At 59.1% G+C, this 20,934-nt stretch carries 19 protein-coding genes and 1 pseudogene; 13 read left to right on the top strand and 7 right to left on the bottom strand.

Annotation, left to right across the window (positions count from 1 at the left end):
- Positions 1-168: 168 nt before the first annotated feature.
- Positions 169-678: a hypothetical protein gene (locus WDO70_05705; protein MEJ0062695.1), complete on the top strand. Its 510-nt coding sequence runs from the start codon at positions 169-171 to the stop codon at positions 676-678.
- A gap of 4 nt (positions 679-682) precedes the next feature.
- Here WDO70_05705 and WDO70_05710 read toward each other — a convergent pair whose 3' ends face one another.
- Positions 683-1,357 (bottom strand): hypothetical protein, encoded by a 675-nt coding sequence (locus tag WDO70_05710; protein ID MEJ0062696.1) that lies wholly within the window; start codon positions 1,355-1,357, stop codon positions 683-685.
- A gap of 55 nt (positions 1,358-1,412) precedes the next feature.
- Positions 1,413-2,529 (bottom strand): peptide chain release factor 2 gene (prfB, locus tag WDO70_05715; protein ID MEJ0062697.1). Its coding sequence is split into 2 segments (ribosomal slippage): positions 1,413-2,459 and positions 2,461-2,529, totalling 1,116 coding nucleotides; the frame shifts between segments, so codons are not numbered across the junction.
- Positions 2,530-2,675: 146 nt separating this feature from the next.
- Here prfB and WDO70_05720 point away from each other — a divergent pair.
- From WDO70_05720 to folP, 5 genes are all read left to right on the top strand, one after another.
- Entirely contained in the window at positions 2,676-3,596 is a 921-nt protein-coding gene (locus tag WDO70_05720) for a hypothetical protein (GenBank protein ID MEJ0062698.1), read from the top strand.
- Positions 3,597-3,662: 66 nt separating this feature from the next.
- On the top strand, positions 3,663-4,223 hold the full coding sequence (locus tag WDO70_05725) for a LemA family protein (GenBank protein ID MEJ0062699.1): 561 nt from the start codon (positions 3,663-3,665) through the stop codon (positions 4,221-4,223).
- 2 nt (positions 4,224-4,225) lie between these two features.
- On the top strand, positions 4,226-5,305 hold the full coding sequence (locus WDO70_05730) for a M48 family metallopeptidase (protein MEJ0062700.1): 1,080 nt from the start codon (positions 4,226-4,228) through the stop codon (positions 5,303-5,305).
- A 55-nt stretch (positions 5,306-5,360) separates the two neighbouring features.
- Positions 5,361-6,029: a CADD family putative folate metabolism protein gene (locus WDO70_05735; GenBank protein ID MEJ0062701.1), complete on the top strand. Its 669-nt coding sequence runs from the start codon at positions 5,361-5,363 to the stop codon at positions 6,027-6,029.
- 5 nt (positions 6,030-6,034) lie between these two features.
- A complete protein-coding gene (gene folP, locus WDO70_05740) occupies positions 6,035-7,315 on the top strand; it encodes a dihydropteroate synthase (GenBank protein MEJ0062702.1) in 1,281 nt (426 codons plus the stop codon).
- Here folP and WDO70_05745 read toward each other — a convergent pair.
- On the bottom strand, positions 7,284-8,480 hold the full coding sequence (locus WDO70_05745; GenBank protein ID MEJ0062703.1) for an acyltransferase: 1,197 nt from the start codon (positions 8,478-8,480) through the stop codon (positions 7,284-7,286). The two genes, folP and WDO70_05745, sit on opposite strands and share 32 nt — an antisense overlap.
- Positions 8,477-11,011, bottom strand: a complete 2,535-nt coding sequence (locus tag WDO70_05750; protein ID MEJ0062704.1) for a penicillin-binding protein 1A — start codon at positions 11,009-11,011, stop codon at positions 8,477-8,479. Before WDO70_05750 ends, WDO70_05745 begins: the two co-directional genes overlap by 4 nt.
- 510 nt (positions 11,012-11,521) lie before the next feature.
- Between WDO70_05750 and WDO70_05755 the strand changes: the two genes are divergently transcribed.
- The 7 genes from WDO70_05755 (at position 11,522) to aat (ending at position 19,375) form a co-directional block, all read left to right on the top strand.
- Entirely contained in the window at positions 11,522-14,041 is a 2,520-nt protein-coding gene (locus WDO70_05755) for a ribonuclease E/G (protein MEJ0062705.1), read from the top strand.
- Between the two features lie 56 nt (positions 14,042-14,097).
- Complete coding sequence (locus tag WDO70_05760; GenBank protein ID MEJ0062706.1) at positions 14,098-15,456, top strand: M48 family metalloprotease; 1,359 nt, start codon at positions 14,098-14,100, stop codon at positions 15,454-15,456.
- Positions 15,457-15,546: 90 nt separating this feature from the next.
- Complete coding sequence (locus WDO70_05765; GenBank protein ID MEJ0062707.1) at positions 15,547-16,359, top strand: DsbA family protein; 813 nt, start codon at positions 15,547-15,549, stop codon at positions 16,357-16,359.
- Between the two features lie 27 nt (positions 16,360-16,386).
- Positions 16,387-16,851: a type II 3-dehydroquinate dehydratase gene (gene aroQ, locus WDO70_05770; GenBank protein MEJ0062708.1), complete on the top strand. Its 465-nt coding sequence runs from the start codon at positions 16,387-16,389 to the stop codon at positions 16,849-16,851.
- Positions 16,852-16,855: 4 nt separating this feature from the next.
- Positions 16,856-17,308: an acetyl-CoA carboxylase biotin carboxyl carrier protein gene (gene accB / locus WDO70_05775; GenBank protein ID MEJ0062709.1), complete on the top strand. Its 453-nt coding sequence runs from the start codon at positions 16,856-16,858 to the stop codon at positions 17,306-17,308.
- A gap of 9 nt (positions 17,309-17,317) precedes the next feature.
- Entirely contained in the window at positions 17,318-18,658 is a 1,341-nt protein-coding gene (accC, locus tag WDO70_05780) for an acetyl-CoA carboxylase biotin carboxylase subunit (protein ID MEJ0062710.1), read from the top strand.
- A gap of 3 nt (positions 18,659-18,661) precedes the next feature.
- Entirely contained in the window at positions 18,662-19,375 is a 714-nt protein-coding gene (aat, locus tag WDO70_05785; GenBank protein ID MEJ0062711.1) for a leucyl/phenylalanyl-tRNA--protein transferase, read from the top strand.
- Positions 19,376-19,410: 35 nt separating this feature from the next.
- Here the strand turns inward: aat and WDO70_05790 are convergent.
- The 3 genes and pseudogenes from WDO70_05790 to WDO70_05800 form a co-directional block, all read right to left on the bottom strand.
- Positions 19,411-19,644 (bottom strand): annotated as a pseudogene (locus WDO70_05790) (DUF2155 domain-containing protein).
- A 188-nt stretch (positions 19,645-19,832) separates the two neighbouring features.
- Positions 19,833-20,399, bottom strand: coding sequence for an outer membrane lipid asymmetry maintenance protein MlaD (locus WDO70_05795; protein MEJ0062712.1), 567 nt, complete (start codon positions 20,397-20,399; stop codon positions 19,833-19,835).
- 125 nt (positions 20,400-20,524) lie between these two features.
- Positions 20,525-20,923: an NADH:ubiquinone oxidoreductase subunit NDUFA12 gene (locus WDO70_05800; GenBank protein ID MEJ0062713.1), complete on the bottom strand. Its 399-nt coding sequence runs from the start codon at positions 20,921-20,923 to the stop codon at positions 20,525-20,527.
- Positions 20,924-20,934: the final 11 nt, after the last annotated feature.

Raw genomic sequence — 20,934 nt, forward strand, 5'->3', positions numbered from 1 at the left:
GTTGGCTCGCAGGATCGGAAATGACATAAAAAAGGCAAAATGCGCTGCGAAGCTAGGGGGTGTCATCAATTCAATCATCGAGCACGCTGATTGAATTGATGACGCCTCCTATATCGACACAAACCGCGCTCCATTCTATGATGCCCGACACCCTGACACGAGGACGCCATGTTCAAGCCCGCCGCCACTGCTCTTCTCCTTGCCTCGATTTTCGCTCTCGGCGGATGCGGCGCGAGTTATGGCAATATGGGAATATGGGGCGGCGTGGAACACACCAAACTGACCGAGGACACCTACGCGATACGCGCCAAGGTGAGCAGCGTCAACGACGCGACCACGGTCGACGATTTCATCCTGCTGCGCGCGGCGGAGGTGACCCTGGCGGACGGGCGCCCCTATTTCGTCATTACCAAAACTGAGGATTTGAGCCAAGTCTACACCAACTACGTTCCCGGCTCGGTGCAGCAAAATTATGACCGGGAAACCTATAGGGACGGCAACGGCAAAGGCTACAGCACCACCGCGACGACCTATTACACCCCGCCTTACGAAGTCTCGAGCGTGGTTCCGCAGCGCCGCGTGATGATCAAGACCCTGATGGACAAAAAAGGCGTGCCGGGCATGGTCTATGAAGCGGCCCAGATCAAGGGCAGCCTGGGACCGAGATATCTGAATTGATCCGTTACATCCCGCATTGCCGATAGTTCAATGCCGGGATGCGCTGTAGCGGCAGAGATGGCGCGGGCGCGAACCCCGCCGCCTCGCTTTTCGCTTCATCCTTCACGATTTCCGGCGGCGAGGTTTGGATCGTCCATTCGCGCTTGCGCAGTTTATTGCTGGCATGCCCGTACCACGCCCCTTTTACGAAACCGGAAAGCATCGTCATCGCACCCATGGCCATTATGGCCGCCGGTGCCCGCATATCCGCACTCGTCGAGAGGTACCAGAGTCCGTCAAAGGCCGGCCAGAAAAAAGTCGTTTCAAGAAGGGTCCGGCTCGTACGATGATACAAATGCCCCATCAAAAGCGTCGCCGACGAATTATCCTCGCGACGGCCAAGCTTATCGATCACGGCATTTTCCAAGCCGTCCTTGGCAATCATTTTGTTAGTAGCGCGTCCCTGCGCTATCTGCACGCCGATGTGGGAGATTGCGTTGATGACGGCATAAGGCAGCAATTTGGCCAGTTTCTCCTTGCCTGTTCCCGGCGACAGCATCGCTTCGGCAGCCGCGGCGAAAGCGGCGGCCGCCCCACCCCATTTTACCGACGGCGTGGAGACGAAGCGCCTCAGCCCTTTCGTGCCGAAAGGCGAGCCGTCGAGATTGGCGAAGCGCTCGCGCGCATGGGATTCCCGCATTTTCATGATGCGGACTTTACCATGCGGAACATGAAAGTATTTCGGGGTTTTATGGTTAAGAGGCTTCTTCCTGCCCCTTGATCCGCGACGCCAGCGAAGCCTGCAGAAACATATCGATGTCGCCGTCGAGCACGGCGGCGGACTGGCTGGTTTCCACGTCGGTACGCAAGTCTTTGACCAGCTGATAGGGCTGCAAGACATAGGAGCGTATCTGGTGGCCCCAGCCGATATCGGTCTTCTGGTCCTCGAGCGCCGAAGCCACGGCCTCGCGCTTGCGCAGTTCCGCTTCATACATGCGGGCGCGCAGCATTTCCATCGCCTTGGCGCGGTTTTTGTGCTGCGAGCGTTCCTGCTGGCAGGCGGCGACGATGCCGGTTGGAATATGCGTGATGCGCACGGCGCTTTCGGTCTTGTTGACATGCTGCCCGCCAGCGCCGGACGAGCGGTAGGTGTCGATCTTCAAATCCTTCTCGTCGATCTGGATGTCGATGGAATCATCGACGACCGGCGATACCGCGACGCTGGCGAAGCTGGTATGGCGGCGGGCGTTGGAATCGAACGGGCTGATCCGCACCAGGCGATGCACGCCTGACTCGGTCTTGAGCCAGCCATAGGCATTGAGGCCGGTTATCTGAATGGTCGAGGATTTGATCCCGGCGCCTTCGCCCGGATTCTCGTCGAGCAGCGCGATCTTGTAGCCGTGCTTTTCCGCCCAGCGCGCGTACATGCGCATCAGCATTTCCGACCAGTCTTGCGCTTCCGTGCCCCCTGCCCCGGCATTGACTTCGAGATAGCAGTCATTCTTGTCGGCCTCTCCCGACAACAGGCTTTCAAGCTCGCGCTGCGCCGCTTTTTTCTTGAGCGATTCCAGCGCGCGTTCGGCTTCGGCGACCATGGCCTGATCGTTTTCGGATTCGGCCATGTCGAGCAGTCCGACGGCATCGTCAAGCTCGCCCTTGATCGCGCGGTACGAGCCTATGGCTTGATCGAGATGGGTGCGCTCGCGCATGACATCCTGGGCTTTCTTGGAATCGTCCCAGAGAGCCGGGTTTTCGGCCAGCGCGTTCAGTTCATCGAGGCGGATAACGGACTTGTCGTAGTCAAAGATGCCTCCTCAGCAGGTTCAGCGATTTTTCAATCGCCGCAACAACCGCTTGAATTTCCGCGCGCATGATTTTGATCCTATTGGTAAACTCCGCGCGATTTATCGCCCAAAGAGCCGGATTTGACAAGCCCGACGCGATGAAAGTATTTCCGTCCTATACGAGCCGCCCGACGGCGGTTTATAGTGCGCCCTTATTTATTATGAGAAATCGATATGGACGACGCTTTTAACAAGAAAATTTCCACGCTGAGCCAATATTTCCTTGAGCAGGCTCAAGAGGCTTTTGTCGAAATCGGGGGGCGGCGCGTCGTCAGTCCCAAACAATATGATCCGCCGCAATGGAAAAAATTGCCCGGCGCGGCGATTACCGCCGCCTTCAAAGACAGCGAGGAATGGCATACGGTGCCGTCTGGAGCCCTTGGATCAATACGGCGAGATCGCCCCAGATTTACCCGCCAGTTCAAAAACTGGCTGACGACGCGAGATATCACCGAACTGGCCTTTCTGGCGCGCGGGACTACCGCTGTTGTTTTCCGGGCCAAGCATGCCGACGACGTGGCAAGCGGCTCTCCCGTGCAGGATACGGTCGTCCGCCTCGGGCCGACATCCAAACATTACACGATAGAATTCGATCGGGCGTGGTGCCCGCTCGTCACGCAGGCCGACGCTCAGGGCATATTCTCTAGTCGGTACGACACCGACAAAGTGCGAGGGGAAGACCTGCCCTTCCTTCCGCTCGATTATGGCTACAACGCCACGATGCGCGGCTTCCCTTCCGTCGTGAGGCGCATTCTGCAAGACACGCCTTATGAATTAAGCAAAGGCGACGATGACCTGGCGATTTTCTCCGACGGCACGCCGGTTTACGTCGATCCCGACTGCCTGAACTTCAGGGACACGGAAACGGCGCGGCAGCATGCGCGGCTTCAATTCGATCCGCAATGGCAACAATCCATCATGGCGACCATCGACAAAAATTGCCGCGAAATCGGCTGGCCGGAAGCATTGAGCTGGGTCGTGAAAGGCGAAGGCGGCCTCTATCGCACGAAACAAGATGTTTTATACAAGCCGCCAGGGATGCCTTCGCGCCCGAATCCTGCGCCGCTTCACGCCGCTCAAAAGCACGTTCTGTAAATTCAGGTGACAAAGCGGCGATAAGGCTGCAAAATCCTTCCCGTACCTACGGAAGGGGAAAGTTCCATGGAAGTTCTGCTTGGCATCGTCGTCGTCGCGGCAATCGCGATGGCGGTCATCTATAACCGCCTGGTCGCGCTGCGCCAGGAATACAAGAACGCCTATGCCGACATCGACGTGCAATTGAAGTTGCGCTGCGATCTGATTCCCAATCTGGTCGAAGCCGTGAAAGGCTATGCGGCGCACGAAAAAGATGTTCTGACGCATGTATCCGAAGCGCGCGCGACGGCGATGCGCGGCGGCGGCATGGCCCAGCGCGGCGCGGCGGAAGCGCAGCTTTCGGGAGCGCTGACCCAACTGATGGCCGTGGCCGAAAATTATCCTCAACTGAAAGCCGACCAGAACTTTTTGCAATTGCAGTCGGAGCTTGCCGACATCGAGAACAAGATCGCGGCGGCCCGCCGCTTCCTGAACAACAGCGTCGCGGAATACAATACCGCCATCGAGCAGTTCCCCGCCGGGCTGTTCGCGCGCAATTTCGGATTTGCGCCCGCGCCGATGTTCGAACTCGACGAAACCGAACGCGCCGCGACGAAAGAGCCTCCCAAAGTCTCGTTCGGCGGCTGAAGATGCTCCTCGGCACCGTCGGCCTTTCCACATGGCGATGGAACAACAATCTCAAATCGCTCCTGCTGCTGGCGATGTTTCCGGCGATGCTGGTGCTTTTGCTTTGGGGCATCGTTTTTGTCTCCGGCGAAATTCTCGTCAATTTTTCCACGGACGAGATCGTCAGCGACGGGCAGCTTTTTCTTCCCCCTCGTTTCCTGGGTCTCGACATGCCCGGCGGCGGCGTAACGCCGCTCCAGCTGGCCAATCTGATCGTCATCGGATCGTGGCCGTGGGTCGTCGGGATTTCCGTGGCATGGACCGCGCTCGGCTATTTCTTCCATGGCGCTTTGCTGCGGGCCTCGACCGGCGCGCGGCCCGTATCGCGCCAGGAAGCGCCGGGCCTGTATAATATTCTCGAGAATCTCTGCATCTCGCGCGGCATGCAAATGCCCAAGCTCTATATCATCGAAACGCCGGCCTTGAACGCCTTCGCAACCGGCATCGATCGAAGAAGTTATGCGATCACCGTCACGTCCGGAATTCTCCAGGCGCTGGACGAACGGGAACTGTCCGCCGTCCTCGCGCATGAACTGACCCATATCATCAATCGCGACGTGCGGCTGCTGGTCGTGACCATCGTCTTCGCGGGCATGATCTCATTCCTCTCCCATATGCTGTGGCGGAGCATGCGCTTCAACCGCCCTCGCGGCAATGGAAAGCGCGGCGGCGGGGTGCTCGTCATCATACTCGTCGCGGGCGTCTTCTTGCTCATCGGCAATCTTCTTGCCCTGCTGCTGCGTCTGGCGCTTTCAAGGCGGCGGGAATACATGGCCGATGCGGGCTCGGTCGATCTCACGCATGATCCCGAAGCCATGATCGGCGCGCTGCGTAAAATCTCCGGCAATGCCGCGATGCCGCAAGTCGCCGCCGACGTGCGCCAGATGTTCATCGAGAATCCTCCCACTTTTGCCGGATTCTTCGGCCTTTTCTCCACGCATCCCTCTATCGACGACAGGATCGCCGTTCTCGAAAAACTGACCGGCCTGACGCCGGTCGCCCGCGGCCATACGCATATTCCCCCGGTAAGCACGCAGGATTGATTTTATCGGCAACTTGGCTTAGGTTTTCGCTCCCGCCCAAGCAAAGGATAGCGCCATGACCACAGACATCTTCGCCGCCCAGCTCGACGCCCTTCACCTCTTGAAGCATCCGTTTTATCGCGACTGGATGGAAGGCAAGATCACGCAGGATCAGCTCAAGGATTACGCCTGCCAGTATTACAAGCATGTCGACGCGTTTCCGCGCTATCTGGGCGCGATCCATTCCAACTGCGAGAATGCGCAGCACCGCCGCGAGATTCTGGAAAACCTGAATGACGAAGAAGGCGTGACCTACGGCACGTCGCATCCCGATCTCTGGCTACAATTCGCCGAAGGCATGGGCGCGTCGCGCGAGGACGCCGAAAGCGCCGAGGCGCGCCCCGCGATCAAGAACGTCATGGACACATTTTTCCGTCATGCGCGCTCCTCGTTCCACGAAGGCCTTGGCGCGCTGTACGCCTATGAAGCGCAAGTGCCGGAAGTCGCGGAATCCAAGATCAAGGGCTTGCAGGAGCAGTACGGCGTTACCGACGAAAAGACGCTGCAGTTCTTCGAGGTTCACAAGACCGCCGACGTGCATCACCGCCATGTCCTGAAAAATATCCTGGACAGCCTGCCCGAAAAGCAGAAGCAGGAAGCCGCCAGCGCCGCCAAGGAAGCCGCCACGGCCTTGTGGGATTTCCTGAGCGACGTGCATGGCGACCGGCAGATGGCCGCCGCTTAATCGCTGTGAAATGCACGATCGGCCTCGGCACCAATCTGGGAGATCGCAAAGGCAATCTGGAAAGCGCCGCGCAGGCGCTTCGAGCCTTGCCGCGCGCAGCAAATTTTCGCGCGTCGCCGGTATTCGAGACGCCTGCCATGGTGCCGGAAGACGCGCCTGATGGCTGGAGAATTCCCTATCTCAATGCCGTCGCCGCCATGGACTGGGCGGGAAGCCCCCAGGAACTTCTGCAATCGCTCCAGCATATCGAAACCGGGCTTGGCCGCGCCGCAGCGCTCCGATGGGCGCCGCGTATTATCGACCTCGATCTTCTGGTTTTCGGCGATCAGACCATCGGCGATCCTCATCTAGTCGTTCCTCATGCCGGAATTTGGGGACGAAGTTTCGTTCTCGATCCGCTTAAGCATCTCGCGCCCGGACTGCGATTGCCGGGACACGCCGAGACCGTTCTCAAGCGCGCGCGCGAATTGCCCGGCCATGCGCCGCTGTGGATGGGCATTCTCAACCTGACACCGGATTCTTTTTCGGATGGCGGCGAATTGGCGGACGAGGCCGAGCTGCGCCAAAGAATAGCCGCATGGGATAGCGCCGGGGTGCAGATTTTCGATCTCGGCGGCGAGTCCACGCGGCCCGGCGCGCGGCACATTGCGCCGGACGAGGAATGGTCGCGGCTGGAACCCGCGCTTCACCTGCTGCGCGACCGCTATGCGGGCCGCCTGTTCCGCCCATGGATCAGCGTCGATACGCGCCACGCGGCGACGGCGGCGCGGGCGCTCGCCATGGGAGCGGATATCATCAACGATGTCGGCGGCCTCAGCGATCCCGCCATGGGCAAAATTCTCCAGGGAGGTTCGTGCCAATATGTCCTCATGCACAGCCTTTCGATTCCTGCCGATAAGAATCAGGTGCTGGACGAGAACCGAGATCCCGTCGAAGCGGTGCGTGTCTGGGCGCTGGAAAAGCTGGAAAGCCTTTCGCGGCTCGGCATAGGCCTTGACCGCATCATCTTCGATCCGGGCATCGGCTTCGGCAAAACACCCAGCCAATCGCTTGCCTTGCTGCAAGGGATCGAAAGCTTCCTCGATCTTCCCGTGAGGATTCTCGCCGGGCATTCGCGCAAATCTTTCATGATCTTATGGAATAATCTTAAAGCGGAACAACGCGATCCGGAAAGCATCGGACTGTCGCTGCGGCTGGCAGATAAAGGCGTCGATATCCTGCGCGTTCACGAGCCACAGCTTCACATACGGGCTTTCAGGGCGTTTCAGGAGGCCGCCGGGGCCTGATCCCGCCGAGCCCCGTCAATTTCTTGCCCAGCCGGATGGAGGGAACCTCCACCAGAGCGCACATCGCCGTCGCCGCCAGCAAGGACCCGGCGCATCCGATCGTCAGCACGATCCCCCACGGCAAATATGCATGCAAAATATGAATGGCGGCGAAGAGCACCGGAATGTGAAGCAGATAGAGGCTATAGGATATCCGTCCCAGCCATTGAAAAACTCGCCGCCGCAGCACTGACGACGCCGTGGGCGAGGATAACGTCAGCGCGATCAGCATTGTTGCAGCCAGAGAAAGAAGCGTCCTTTTATCATGAGTGTTATACAGAAAGAAAATAACCGCGACGACTGTCCACAATAAGGTCAGTTTGGCATGAGAGAGCCGCGCCAGGATTGACGCGATATGGCGGCGATGTTTCGCCAGCAATATTCCCCAGAGAAAATATGGAAGACAAAAGGCTGTCGCGAAAGCCGATGAAAAGACGGTCAGCGGATCGGTCGGAAAAACGATGAACTCGTCGATTTGCCGCCAATCGATGGATGATGTTACGACCGTCAGGCCCGCGACCAGCGCAAATCCCAGCCATCGATGGCGGCAAGCCATGACCAGCAAAGGCAGGATCAAAGAAATCCTCACTTCATGAATCAGGGACCACATCGGCACATCCAGCACCACATCCATGGAATACCCGATCATCAATAAATGCCGGATAACCATCTCCGGCGTTACCGCGAAAGAAGGCGGAATATAAAGCGCGGGAAAATCGCCGTTCAGCCAGATTGCTCCTTGGGGAAAATTCCGGTCGACGACCGCATAGACGCAGATCGCGAAAAAAATGGCGGCGGCGAAAGGGAAATAGATACGGCAAAATCTTCGGATAAGGAAATGGCGATACAGGGGAGGCCTGCCCTCGAAATACGGCAATGACAGTACAAAACCGCTCAGCACGAAAAACACGACGACCGCGGCGGTCCCATCCACCAGAATGCGCAAAGGGCTCATCAGCACGAGCACCCCTTGCCACATCTGGTCGTAGCAGACGGAATTAAAACAGTGCCACAGCATCACGATAAAAGCGGCGATGCCGCGTATTGAATCCAGCGCGTGGATTCTTCCCGCGGCTTCCGCAATTCCGGCATTGCCGATAACTGAAGACCGGTCCTCTACGCTCAATACAGCCCCCCCGTGCCGGTCGTGACCGGCGGGTTATTGGAGGTCGGCGGCGGAACAGGAATAGCGACGGGAACAGGTGTCGGCGGCGGCATGACCGTCAAGATCGTTTCCGGCGGCATTCCATGCGAAATATCCGGCGGCGTATTCGCGCCGCTTGCCACATAACCTTCTTCATTCACGCTCCCGTCAAGAACCGGCGGCGGCTCGTCCGTAGGCTCGGTGCCGGGAATATAGGATTCCCAGATCGGCACCTTCGTATTGTCGTCGGCCAGCCTTCCGGTTTCGGCATCCACCTGAACCTGGCGCAAGCCCGGCGGAATCCGGAACGGCGTCGCCGGCTGATCCTTCAGCGCGTCGCGCATGAAATTCTCGAAGATCGGCACCGCGATGCTGGCGCCGGTTTCATGCGAGCCTAGCGGCTGGGGATCGTCGAAGCCGACGAACACGCCCGCGACCAGATCGGGCGTAAAGCCGATAAACCAGACATCCTTGCTTTCGTTGGTCGTGCCGGTCTTGCCCGCAACGGGCTTTCCGAGCTCGCGCAGCTTGGCCGCCGTGCCACGCTGGCATACGCCCTCCAGCATGGAGACAACCTGATAGACAAGGCGCGTATCGGCAATTTGCTCGCGGGTGTCGGGAATTTCCGGAGGAACAAAGTCGCCATTCTGATCCCCGGCCTGGCAGCCGTCGCAAACCGCATTATCGCGCCGCCAGATAGTATGGCCGTCACGATCCTGCACGCGGTCGAGCAAAGTCGGCGCGATTTTCTTGCCGCCATTCACCAGCATGGCGTAAGCGGTCGTCAGGCGCATGAGCGTCGTTTCTTTCGCTCCCAAGGAAAATGACAGCAAATCCGGCATGTCGTCGGCGATGCCGAATTTCTTCGCGTAATCGACGATGAGCGGCATGCCGATGCTGTTGGCCAGCCGCACCGTCATGACGTTGCGCGACTTCTCCAAACCCACCCGTAAGGGAGTCGGGCCATAGAATTGCTGCGAGTAATTCTCCGGCTTCCAAAGCGGCAGGCCCGGCCCCTGGTTATACGCGAAAGGCGCATCGAGAACGAGGCTCGACGGCGTGAACCCGCGATCGAGCGCCGCCAGATAGACGAACGGCTTGAAAGCCGATCCCGGCTGGCGATAGGCTTGCATCGCGCGATTGAACTGGCTGATGCCCGCGCTGAATCCGCCGGTCATGGCATAGACGCGCCCGGTATGCGGGTTCATGACGACGATAGCGCCTTGAACCTTGGGCACCTGCCGCAGCGCATAGATGTTCTTTTTCTCATCGACGGCTTCCACCAACACGACATCGCCGGCCTTGAGCACGTCGCTGGGCTTTTTCACCGGCGGGCCGAACTTGCCGTCCTCGATCTCGGCGCGCGCCCATTTCATCTCATCCCATGGAATAGTCGCGCCGGTTTTATTCTGCATGCCGAGTTCGGCTTTGTCCTTCGTAAGCGACAGCACCACGGCCAATTCCCAATCCTCGCTCCCCGGAGGCTGCGCGACCGTGACAAGCTGCTCGCCCCATGACTGCAAGGATTTGATCTGCCCGACCGGCCCGCGATAGCCGCGCTGCCGGCGGTCGAAATCCTGCAGCCCCTGCCTCAATGCCTTGGTGGCGAAGTCTTGAAATTCCGGATCGAGGCTCGCGCGCACGACCAGCCCGCCTTCGAGAACTCCCTTTTCGCCAAAACGCCCGACCAGTTCGCGGCGGGCCTCTTCGGCGAAATAATCCGCCGTCACGACTTCTTCCTCATTGCGGCCGCGCATTTCCAGCGGCTCGGCCAGCGCCTGCCGGGCTTCGTCCTGGGTGATATGGCCATCCTCGAGCATCCGCCCGATGACCCAATTGCGCCGCCCCAGCGCCGCTTCGTAATCGCGAACCGGGTGGTAATCGTTGGGCGCCTTGGGCAAAGCCGCCAGATAAGCGGCCTCGGCCACGGTCAATTCGTCGAGCGAGCGGTTGAAATAATTCAGCGCGGCAGCGGCCACCCCATAAGAGCGGTTGCCGAGAAAAATCTCGTTCAGATAGAGTTCCAGAATCCGGTCCTTGGATAGCGCGCCTTCGAGCCTTATCGCGAGGATCGCCTCCTTGATCTTGCGCTCGAAGGATAATTCATTGGTCAGCAGGAAGTTTTTCGTCACCTGCTGCGTGATCGTCGACGCGCCGCCCGGACGCTTCCCTTGCGCGACCTTGCCGAAATAATTCAGTCCCGCGCGCGCGACTCCCTGGAAGTCGATGCCGTGATGATGATAGAAATCCTTGTCTTCCGCCGAGATGAACGCGTTGATGACGCGCTTCGGGATTGCGCCGATAGGAACGAAAATCCGCTGTTCGGCGGCGATCGTCGATAGCAGGCGGCCGTCTCCGGCATAGACGCGCGACAAAATCGGCGGCCGGTAATCCTTGAGAAAATTATAGTCCGGCAGATTATGGGCATACTGGCTGAACGTAAACCACATCGCTCCCAGGCCAATGACGCCCAGCAACAGTCCGACCGAAACAATGCGCAAAAAAAACTTCATGCCCCCGCCTTAGACTCTCCTGGAGATATTCATTAGAGACCATCTGAAAAGCCATGATGCCGGGCTGCAAACCACGCTTTTCTGCGCTTCCGCTGCTCACGTATATTGAATACGCTGCGCGGCGGTTCTCGAAAAGCATAGTTTTCGCCGCGGCCTGATGACTTCTCAGACGGTCTCTTAGTATGTGGGGCGCGATTAGAAATAACCCAAACAATCATTTGGCAAAAATAATTAACAAAATCAACGGCTCAAATCTTTAGTTGTAACGGAGGGGGAAAACCGCTTATGATCCGTACCAGCATTTCAGGTGAAATGCCTTTTGCGCGACAATAAAAGCCTTAAGCCATTGGCGAAGCAGGTAAATTTATTTGTCAGCGCTGAATTCGAGCCACAGATTCACGTGGCATCAACCAGCCGAATGAATTTTTTATTCGGCAACAGATTTGCCGGTTATGGCGCCAGACGTTCCCCAACGTCTCATGGCGACAGGCTGGCGGGAGAGATTAAGACATGGCGACGAAGCGTATGCTGGTGGATGCCACCCACCCTGAAGAAACCCGCGTAGCGATTGTAGACGGCCAGAAGCTCGACGATCTGGATTTCGAGCTTTCCAACCGCAAAATGCTCAAAGGCAATATCTACCTCGCGAAGGTCATCCGTATCGAACCTTCGCTGCAGGCGGCTTTTGTCGAATATGGCGGCAACCGCCACGGCTTCCTGGCCTTCTCGGAAATTCATCCCGATTATTACCGCATTCCCGTCGGCGACCGCTCGGAAGACGAAGAAGAAGAAGACGATCTGGCCGACGCGCCGATTATCACCGAAGGGCCGGGCAAGGCAGCTTTCGCCGATAACGGCGGCGGCGCCAACGAAACCGAAGCGGATCAGGCTCCGCAAGCGTCCATGAGTTGGGCCGAGGAAAGCGGAGCCCCGGAAACTTCCGATCCCCTTCCCGCTTTCGGCCCCACTTTCGGCGATGACAACACCAACAACTCGCTCATTCGCAATTTCTCGGACGCGCCGCCGCCTCCGGCAGCCGACGCAGCCGAGAACGAAATCTCCTTGACCGTCCCGGACGAAAGCGTTGAAGTCGTCGGCGGGGAAGCCGCCGATCAAGCTCCCGAGCGTTTCGTCCGTCCGCGCCGTCCGAATTATAAAATCCAGGAGGTCATCAAGCGCCGCCAGGTCATGCTGATTCAGGTCGTCAAGGAAGAGCGTGGCAATAAAGGCGCGGCTCTCACGACTTATCTTTCTCTTGCCGGACGCTATTGCGTGCTGATGCCGAATACCGCTCATGGCGGCGGCGTATCGCGCAAGATCACCAATCATCAAGACCGCCGGCGGATGAAGGAAATCCTCGACCAGCTCGATGTCGCCGAGGGCATGGGGGTCATTCTGCGCACCGCGGGCATGGAGCAATCCATCGCGGATATTCAGCGCGATCTCGATTATTTGCTGCGGCTCTGGAACAGCATCCGCGAGCAGACCCTGCAATCGAGCGCGCCCGCGCTGATCTATGAAGAAGCCAATCTGATCAAGCGGTCGCTGCGTGATCTTTACGGCAACGACATAAGCGAAGTTCTGGTCGCGGGGACCGAAGGCTATAACCGCGCCCGCGAATTCATGCGCACCATGGTTCCCGACGCCGTCGACAACGTCAAATTATACGAAGATACCAGCGTCCCTCTTTTCTTCCGCTATCATGTCGAAAGCCAGATCGACGCGCTGCACAGCCCGGTCGTCCAGCTGCGTTCCGGCGGATATTTGGTCATCAATCCCACCGAAGCGCTGGTCTCGATCGACGTGAATTCGGGACGCGCCACCCGCGAACGCCATATCGAGGAAACCGCGCTCAAGACCAATCTTGAGGCTGCCGAGGAATCGGCGCGGCAGTTGCGCTTGCGCGATCTCGCGGGCCTCGTCGTCATCGACTTCATCGATATGGAAGACGGACGCAACAATGCCGCTGTGGAGCGGCGGCTTAAAGAATCGATGCGCTCGGATCGCGCCCGGCTGCAGATCGGACGGATTTCGCATTTCGGCCTGATGGAACTGTCGCGCCAAAGGCTGCGCCCCAGCCTGCTCGAAACCAATTTCGAGAAATGCCCGCATTGCGCCGGCCTCGGCTATGTTCGCGCGACGGACTCCGCCGCGCTGTCCGTGCTGCGTGGCCTCGAGGAAGAAGGCATCAAGAATCGCGGCCAGGATTTCGCCGTGACGCTCGCGACCAAGGTCGCTGTCTATATTCTCAACCAGAAGCAGGAAATGCTGGCGGAAATCCAGACCCGCTATGGCATCCGCGCGCTGTTCAACTGCGACGAAAACCTGTCGCCGTCGACTTACACCATCGAACGCTCGAAAACCCGCCGCGACCAATCGGACGGGCCTGCGGTCAACACGGCCGACGTCATGGCCTCGGCCGAAGACCGTGACATCTCCGCGGATACGAGCGTCCCCGATTTCCGCGACGAATCGAGACCGGCGGATGAGTACAAGAAACCAGGCGGCAGGCGCGGCGGCCGTCCGCCGCGAGGCCCCCGTCCGCCTCACTCCAATAACGACAGGCCGCGCAGAGTGCATGCAGAAAGCGCGCCCGCGCCAAGCCCGGATAATAACGAGACAAAAACTCCCGATATCCAGCCTCACGGTCCCGTTGGCGACGATCAGGCTGCAGATGGCGACAATGAAGGCGATCCGCGCCGCCGCCGCCGCGGACGCCGCGGCGGACGCCGCCGCAGCCGTCATCATGGCGGGGATCGGTTTGAGGGACGCGAAGATCGTCCAGCAGGCTCCGGCAGCGATTGGCAGGAAGGAGCAGCGGCCCCGGCCGCCTCCCCGCACGAAATGCCATTTCAAGCAGCGCCGCGCGGTCCGTCACGCCCGATGCCGCCCGCTATCCCGCTCAGCATCCACGAGCTTGATACGACGCCGCGCGAAGCGAATACTTCTTCCCCGTCCTATGAAATGGTCAATCAGTTGCCGGATCAGCCCAAGGCAGGGTGGTGGCGGCGACTGACCGGCAAACCATAAATAAATATGGACGCGCAATGACGGCGCGACTCTCCCCACTTTCTCCACATGGAATCATGGCGCAACAACGCGGCCGGATTCTATTCGCTATCGTCGCGCTCATTGCCCTGCTTCTTCCCCCCTTGCCCGCCTGGGCCCAGCAAGCGCCGCAGCTTTCCTACATCCGCGACGCCGAGATCGAATACGATATACGGACGATGGTGACGCCGCTGATGCGGGCGGCCTCGCTCGATCCCGACGCGGTCAATTTTGTTTTGATCCAAGATAACAACGTCAATGCCTTCGTCGCGGGCGGGATGAATCTGTTCATCTATACCGGACTTTTGCAATACACGGATAATCCCAGCCAATTGGTCGGCGTCATCGCGCACGAGCTTGGCCATATCGCCGGAGGGCATCTGGTGCGCGGCACCGAGGCGATGCGTAACGCTTCCACCGGCGCTATTTTGGGGATGATCGCCGGATTGGCCGCCGGGATTCTATCCAAAAACGCCCAGGCGGGCATGGGGGCGCTGGGCGGCGCGCAGGAGCTTGCGGCCCGCAACTTCTTCAGCTTCAGCCGGGCGCAGGAAGGCACCGCCGACGCCGCCGGAATGCACTTCCTCGACGATGCCGGATTTTCATCGCGAGGCATGCTCGAATTCATGAGAAAGCTGAAAGGCCAAGAATACATGCCGAACGACCGGCAGGAAGAATTCGTCCGCACCCACCCTTTGACTCAGGACAGGGTCAATGCCATCGCGGAACATGTCGAGCATTCGCCGCTGACGAGCAAGAAGCTGCCCGCCGAATATGACGACATGCATGCGCGGATCAAGGCAAAGCTGCTGGGATTTCTTCAGCCGGAGAACGCGCTTTTGCGCTTCACCGACCGCGATCCGCGCCTGACCGCCCGCTATGCCCGCGCCATCGCCCTCTATCGCACCAACCGGCTGGACAAAGCCCTGGCGCTTACCGACACCCTGATCCGGGAAGAACCGGACAATCCATTCTTCCATGAGTTGCGCGGCCAGATGCTTTACGAAAACAGCCGGATTCCGGAATCGATCGCGGCCTATAGGCGTTCCGTCACGCTGCTTCCCGCTTCGGCCCTGCTGCAAGCGGCCTTCGGTAACGCTTTATTGCAAAGCAACGCGGCGGCGGACCTCGATGAATCGGTGACTCACTTGCAGGAATCGGTGCGGATCGAACCGCATACGCCTTCCACATGGCGTTCGCTTGCGACGGCATGGGGACGCAAAGCGGAAATCGGCGGCGACAAGATTTATCGCGGCATGGCAACCTATGCGCTAGCCGAAGAGGCTTTGGCTCACGATGCGCCGGACGAAGCGCAAAAAACTGGCGGAACAAGCATCCAAATTGCTGCCGCCGAGCTCGCCTTACTGGGTGCGGGCGCAGGATATCCGCTTGGCTAAAGAAAAGAAGGATGATTGACTTGGTCTTGCAGCCCTGCTCTATTTCGCGTTAATCTCGATATGTTCCTCATCAATTCCCGGAGTTCCGCCATGCAAAAGATTCTTCTTGGTATCCTGTGCTTTGCCATGTTTTCGGCGCCGGCGGTGTATGCCGAAGAGCCGGCTGCGGCTGCTCCGGCTCCAGCAGCCGCTCCGGCGCAAGCCGCCGCCGCGCCGGCAGATGCGTTGTCCCCGGCGCAAGAGTCCGCTGTCGAGGATGTGGTGCGCAAACTGCTGACGGAAAAAGAGCCCGATATTATCGTCAAGGCGTTCCAGACCGTCCAGCAGCGGGAACAATCCAAACAATTCCAGCAGTCGAAGACGGCCGTTTCCGAATCTAAAGACAGGATCTTCAATAATCCTGAAGACCCCATCCTCGGCAATCCCAAGGGCGACGTAACGATCGTCGAATTTTACGATTATCAATGCCACTTCTGCAAACAGGCCCATGAGGCTGTCGTCAAGCTTTTGGCCCAGGACAAAAACATCCGCTTCATCGCCAAGGAATTTCCGATCTTGGGCGACGGCTCCGTTTTGGCCGCGCGGGCGGCGCTGGCCAGCATCAAGCAAAAGAAATTCGACAAGATGCATGATGCATTGATGAAGCAGCCCACTCAGTTCAACGAATCGGTCATCATGGATATCGCCAAGAAGAACGGGCTTGATGCCGTCATGCTGAAAAAGGACATGGCCGACAAGCATATCGATGAAATGATCGCCACCAACCGCCAGCTGGGCGTTGATCTCGGCGTGCGCGGAACTCCGATGTTCCTGATCGGCGAAGAAACCCGTCCGGGCGCTTTGCCGCTTGAAGACCTCAAAAAAATGGTGGCCGATATCCGCGCCAGCCAGGCCAAGAAATAATACGCTCGCTTCGTTCGGGTTAGAATTATGAGCAAAAAGCAGCGCGGCGCCGTTTCGGTACTTGTACTGAACGGCCCCAATCTCAACCTGCTCGGCCAGCGCGAACCGGAGATATACGGCACCGCGACGCTTGCCGATATTGCCGTGCTTTGCGCGAAGACCGCCAAGGAGCTGGGCGCAAGCGCCGACTTCCGCCAGAGCAATCACGAAGGCGAACTGATCGACTGGATTCAGGGTGCGGCGAAAAAGCACCAAGCCGTTGTCATCAACGCCGCCGGCTACAGCCATACGTCGATCGCGCTCATGGACGCGCTGGGCTCATGCGGGCTGCCGGTTATCGAGGTTCACCTCAGCAACATATATCGCCGCGAAGAATTCCGGCACTCGAGTTATATTTCACGGGCGGCGCGCGGAGTTATTTGCGGTTTAGGCGCGGAAGGCTATAGTCTGGCGATACGCGCCGCCGTGCATTGCTTAAAGAACGGGACTTGAATTAATGACCAAATTTGACGTTGACGCGGACATGGTCCGCAAACTCGCCGGACTCCTGAAGGAAACCGGCATGAACGAGATCGAGTATGCCGAAGGAGAACAGCGCATCCGGCTGATGCGTTCTCCCCCGGTTATGCAAGGCGTCGCCGGCGGCCCTGCCATCCAAGTCCCGGCTGGCGAAACCGTATCGTCGCCTCCCGCGCCCACCGCACCATCGGGCCATGCCAACGCCGTCACCTCGCCGATGGTAGGCACGGTCTATCTCTCTCCCGATCCCGGCGGCCCGCCTTTCGTGAAAGTCGGCGACCGGGTCAAGCCGGGCGACACGCTGCTGATCGTCGAGGCGATGAAAGTCATGAATCCGATCAAGGCCACGATCACGGGCATAGTCAAAGAAATTTTCGTGGGCGACGCCATGCCGGTGGAATTCGGCGAAGCCTTAATGATTATTGCTTAGGAACAACGAGTGTTCGAAAAAATCCTGATCGCCAATCGCGGAGAAGTCGCGCTGCGCATCGTGCGCGCCTGCCGCGAGATGGGAATCCGCACCGTGGCCGTGCATTCCACCGCCGACGAAAGCGCGATGCATGTCCGCTTCGCCGACGAAAGCGTCTGCATCGGCCCGCCCAGCGCCAAGGAAAGCTATCTCAACATTCCGGCGATCCTCACCGCCGCCTCCATTACCGGCGCGGACGCCGTTCATCCCGGCATCGGCTTCATGTCGGAGAACGCGCAATTCGCCGAAATGGTCGAAGAGCATGGCTTCGCCTTCATCGGCCCGACTCCCGAACATATTCGCATGATGGGCGACAAGGTGACGGCGAAGAAGACCGTCATGGAACTCGGCCTGCCCACGGTGCCGGGATCGGCGGGCTCTCTGTCCAGCCTGGAAGACGCCAGCGCGACGGCACGGAAGATCGGCTATCCGGTTCTGATCAAGGCGGCGGCCGGCGGTGGCGGCAAGGGCATGAAGGTTGCCTTCAACGACATGGAGTTGAAGGAATCCTATCAATTGGCGCGGAGCGAAGCGCGCGCCGCCTTCGGCAACGACGAAGTCTATATGGAAAAATACCTGGTGCATCCGCGCCATATCGAGGTGCAATTGCTGGGCGACACGCACGGCAATGCCGTGCATTTCTACGAACGCGATTGCTCGATCCAGCGCAAGCACCAGAAAGTCGTCGAGGAAGCCCCCTCGCCCGGACTCAACGCCGATCAGCGCCAATATATCGGCGAACTGGCCGCGAGCGTCGTCGCCAGGCTAGGCTATCGCGGCGTCGGCACGATGGAATTCCTGTTCGAGAACGGTAAATTCTATTTCATCGAAATGAATACGCGGCTGCAGATCGAGCATACCATCACCGAAATGGTGACCGGCGTCGACCTCGTGCGCGAGCAGATCCGCGTCGCCGCCGGCATGCCGATCAGCGTCAAGCAAAGCGACATCAAGATCAACGGCCACTCCATCGAATGCCGGATCAACGCCGAGAACCCGAAGACCTTCCTCCCCTCGCCCGGCAAGATCGCGGGCTATCACGCGCCCGGAGGACTAGGCGTTCGCGTCGACAGCGCCATTTACGACGGCTATAAAATCCCGCCTTATTACGACAGCATGATCGCCAAGCTGATCGTGCATGGCTCGACGCGCAACGAATGCCTGCTGCGCCTCAAGCGCTGCCTCGAGGAGTTCGTCATCGGCGGAATCGAAACCACGCTTCCGCTGCATCAAAGCATCATCGCCCAGGCGGATTTCATCAATGGCGATTACGACATTCATTGGCTGGAGAAGTTTCTGGCGAAGCAGTAAAGTATGACTGCCATCACCCCGGAAATTCTTCTCCGCGCCTATCGGGCCGGGATTTTTCCGATGGCGGAGGATGCGTCGGCCACGGAACTCTTCTGGTACGATCCGCCTGAACGCGCCGTCCTGCCGCTCGATCGATTCCATGTGCCGGGCCGCCTGGCGCGAACGATCCGCAAGCGCCCGTACCGCATAACCGCCGACCGCGATTTCTCCGCCGTGATCGCCGCCTGCGCCGCCCCGAACGCGGCGATGAAACGCGGGCGAACCTGGATCAATGAGGAGATCGCCGGACTTTATACCGCGCTTCACCGGCAAGGCCATGCCCACAGCCTCGAAGCCTGGCGGGACGGACGGCTGGCAGGCGGCATCTATGGCGTCAGCATCGGCGGCGCGTTCTTCGGCGAAAGCATGTTCAGCACTGCGACCGACGCCAGCAAAATCTGCCTCGTCTATCTGGCCGCGCTGCTGCGGCGGCAGGGCTATGCGTTATTCGACGCTCAATTCATGACGCCGCATCTGCGCCAATTCGGCGCGACGGAAATCAGCCGCGCCGACTATCATGAGCGGCTGCGGAATGCTTTATCGCTTCAGTGTGAGTTTTTGGGCGAGTTTTCCGGAGATTTTTCGGGCGGCATATCCGGCACGGGCACCGACGGCGCGGGCGGCGTGCTCGACGAAGCCGCGATGGCATTCTTGCACGATATGACCCAGACATCGTAAAGCGGATGCTCGAGCGCGCTGAGCGCCGGGTTGGACGCGAACATCCAGCCGCGAAACAGCATGATTTCCGGCTCGCCGGGCTTGATCTCGCTGATGACCATGAATACGGCGGATTCCGGTGTTTCTTCCGGCGGCGCGGTCTGGCAGCTGCGCACTTCGATCTGCATCCGGCCGAAACTATACGGCTTGCCGACCGGTAATTCGATCTGCTCCACCCGCGCCGTGACCTTGTCGAGCAAGCGCAGCACCGCAGTATCGTATGGCTCCATCGTCCGCGCCGACGCGGGCGCGGCGACACTCAACAAAATGGCAGCGATAATGCTTAGAGCAGATCGCGACAAGCTTGGCGCCTTTTTACCGCCAACCGTTCGCGTGAATCTGCTCGACAAACCAATACGTAGAGCATTCCCCGGCCTCAAAGCCTGCTCCAACCTAATCGGGGAATGCTCTACACGGATCACGGATGTTCCGGCAGATCGATTTTAGCCGCCGCGTCATTCGGCGGCGGAGGAACATCAGACGATGTAGAAGCGGGGTTACCGGCAGGTGCAGATTTCTTATCGCCGCCCTTGCCGCCAAAGACCAATTGCCCAATGAGATCGTCGAGCCTGATGGGGGGCTGAGTATGCGTAATGCGTCCGGTGCCGTCGGTCTTGATATTGTCTTCCTCGACGCCGATTTCCAGCGACAGATAACGTCCGCCCAGCAGGCTTTCGTTGGCGATCACGCCCACCGTATCGGTGGGGAGAAGAACATTATCGGCGATGGACATGGTGACCTTGACCATGAATTGATTCCGGCCCGGCTCGGTCATCAATTCCTGCCCCATGATCGTGCCGACCTTGACGCCGTTGATCATGACGTCCCCGCCGGTTTTAAGGCCGTCGGCGCGCGGGAAATTGGCGGTGACGGTATAGCCTTTCACCTTGTTGAGATCCGCGCTCTTGAACGCAAAGGTCAGAAAAAATCCCGCCGCCAGCAACACCACGGCGCCAAGCACGGTTTCGATAATATTGCGGCCCATAAGTTGAACTCCGTCCTCTAAGTCTTTTTACCGTTTTATCATTCCGTCACGCCCTCTTCAGGCGCGAACCCGGAACGACAACTTATAATTCAAACCGGTGCATGACAACCATCTTCCGCCGGCAATTATTCTTCCGGCTTCCACGCCTCGTAATCGCCCGTCGCGGCAGCGCGGCGGCTTCCTTGCGAAGGATGACCGGGAGGAAAATAAGCGCCCGCCGTGCCGGTCAAATTTGGCTCGTGGGGCTTTTGCCAGGGCTTGTGGAACGGGCTTGTGTCCAATATCGGCTCCTGCATCGTGTGATGCAGCCAGCCATGCCATTCCGGCGGCACTTTGCTGGCCTCCGGCTCTCCGGCATAGATCACCCAGCGCCGTTCGCGCCTGCCCGGCTCCTTGCGCCGGGAGCGGTAGTAAACATTGCCGAACTTGTCCGATCCCACTTTGACGCCGCCCGACCATGTGCCGAGCAGCGTCCCGATCTGGGACAGACGGCGGATAAAGGATAATTTCTGCGGCTGAGACATAGCCATGGAAA

This window comes from Alphaproteobacteria bacterium (assembly GCA_037200005.1).
Lineage (GTDB): Bacteria > Pseudomonadota > Alphaproteobacteria > UBA9219 > RFNS01 > JBBCGY01.

What these genes read in the sequence shown, in the direction of transcription:
- WDO70_05705 (MEJ0062695.1), top strand. Translation starts at nt 169, where the DNA reads ATGTTCAAGCCCGCCGCCACTGCTCTTCTCCTTGCCTCGATTTTCGCT.
- WDO70_05725 (MEJ0062699.1), top strand. Translation starts at nt 3,663, where the DNA reads ATGGAAGTTCTGCTTGGCATCGTCGTCGTCGCGGCAATCGCGATGGCG.
- WDO70_05800 (MEJ0062713.1), bottom strand. Translation starts at nt 20,923, where the DNA reads ATGTCTCAGCCGCAGAAATTATCCTTTATCCGCCGTCTGTCCCAGATC.
- WDO70_05750 (MEJ0062704.1), bottom strand. Translation starts at nt 11,011, where the DNA reads ATGAAGTTTTTTTTGCGCATTGTTTCGGTCGGACTGTTGCTGGGCGTC.
- aroQ (MEJ0062708.1), top strand. Translation starts at nt 16,387, where the DNA reads ATGAGCAAAAAGCAGCGCGGCGCCGTTTCGGTACTTGTACTGAACGGC.
- WDO70_05735 (MEJ0062701.1), top strand. Translation starts at nt 5,361, where the DNA reads ATGACCACAGACATCTTCGCCGCCCAGCTCGACGCCCTTCACCTCTTG.
- WDO70_05755 (MEJ0062705.1), top strand. Translation starts at nt 11,522, where the DNA reads ATGGCGACGAAGCGTATGCTGGTGGATGCCACCCACCCTGAAGAAACC.
- WDO70_05760 (MEJ0062706.1), top strand. Translation starts at nt 14,098, where the DNA reads ATGGCGCAACAACGCGGCCGGATTCTATTCGCTATCGTCGCGCTCATT.
- WDO70_05765 (MEJ0062707.1), top strand. Translation starts at nt 15,547, where the DNA reads ATGCAAAAGATTCTTCTTGGTATCCTGTGCTTTGCCATGTTTTCGGCG.
- accB (MEJ0062709.1), top strand. Translation starts at nt 16,856, where the DNA reads ATGACCAAATTTGACGTTGACGCGGACATGGTCCGCAAACTCGCCGGA.
- WDO70_05710 (MEJ0062696.1), bottom strand. Translation starts at nt 1,357, where the DNA reads ATGCGGGAATCCCATGCGCGCGAGCGCTTCGCCAATCTCGACGGCTCG.
- WDO70_05730 (MEJ0062700.1), top strand. Translation starts at nt 4,226, where the DNA reads ATGCTCCTCGGCACCGTCGGCCTTTCCACATGGCGATGGAACAACAAT.
- aat (MEJ0062711.1), top strand. Translation starts at nt 18,662, where the DNA reads ATGACTGCCATCACCCCGGAAATTCTTCTCCGCGCCTATCGGGCCGGG.
- WDO70_05720 (MEJ0062698.1), top strand. Translation starts at nt 2,676, where the DNA reads ATGGACGACGCTTTTAACAAGAAAATTTCCACGCTGAGCCAATATTTC.
- WDO70_05795 (MEJ0062712.1), bottom strand. Translation starts at nt 20,399, where the DNA reads ATGGGCCGCAATATTATCGAAACCGTGCTTGGCGCCGTGGTGTTGCTG.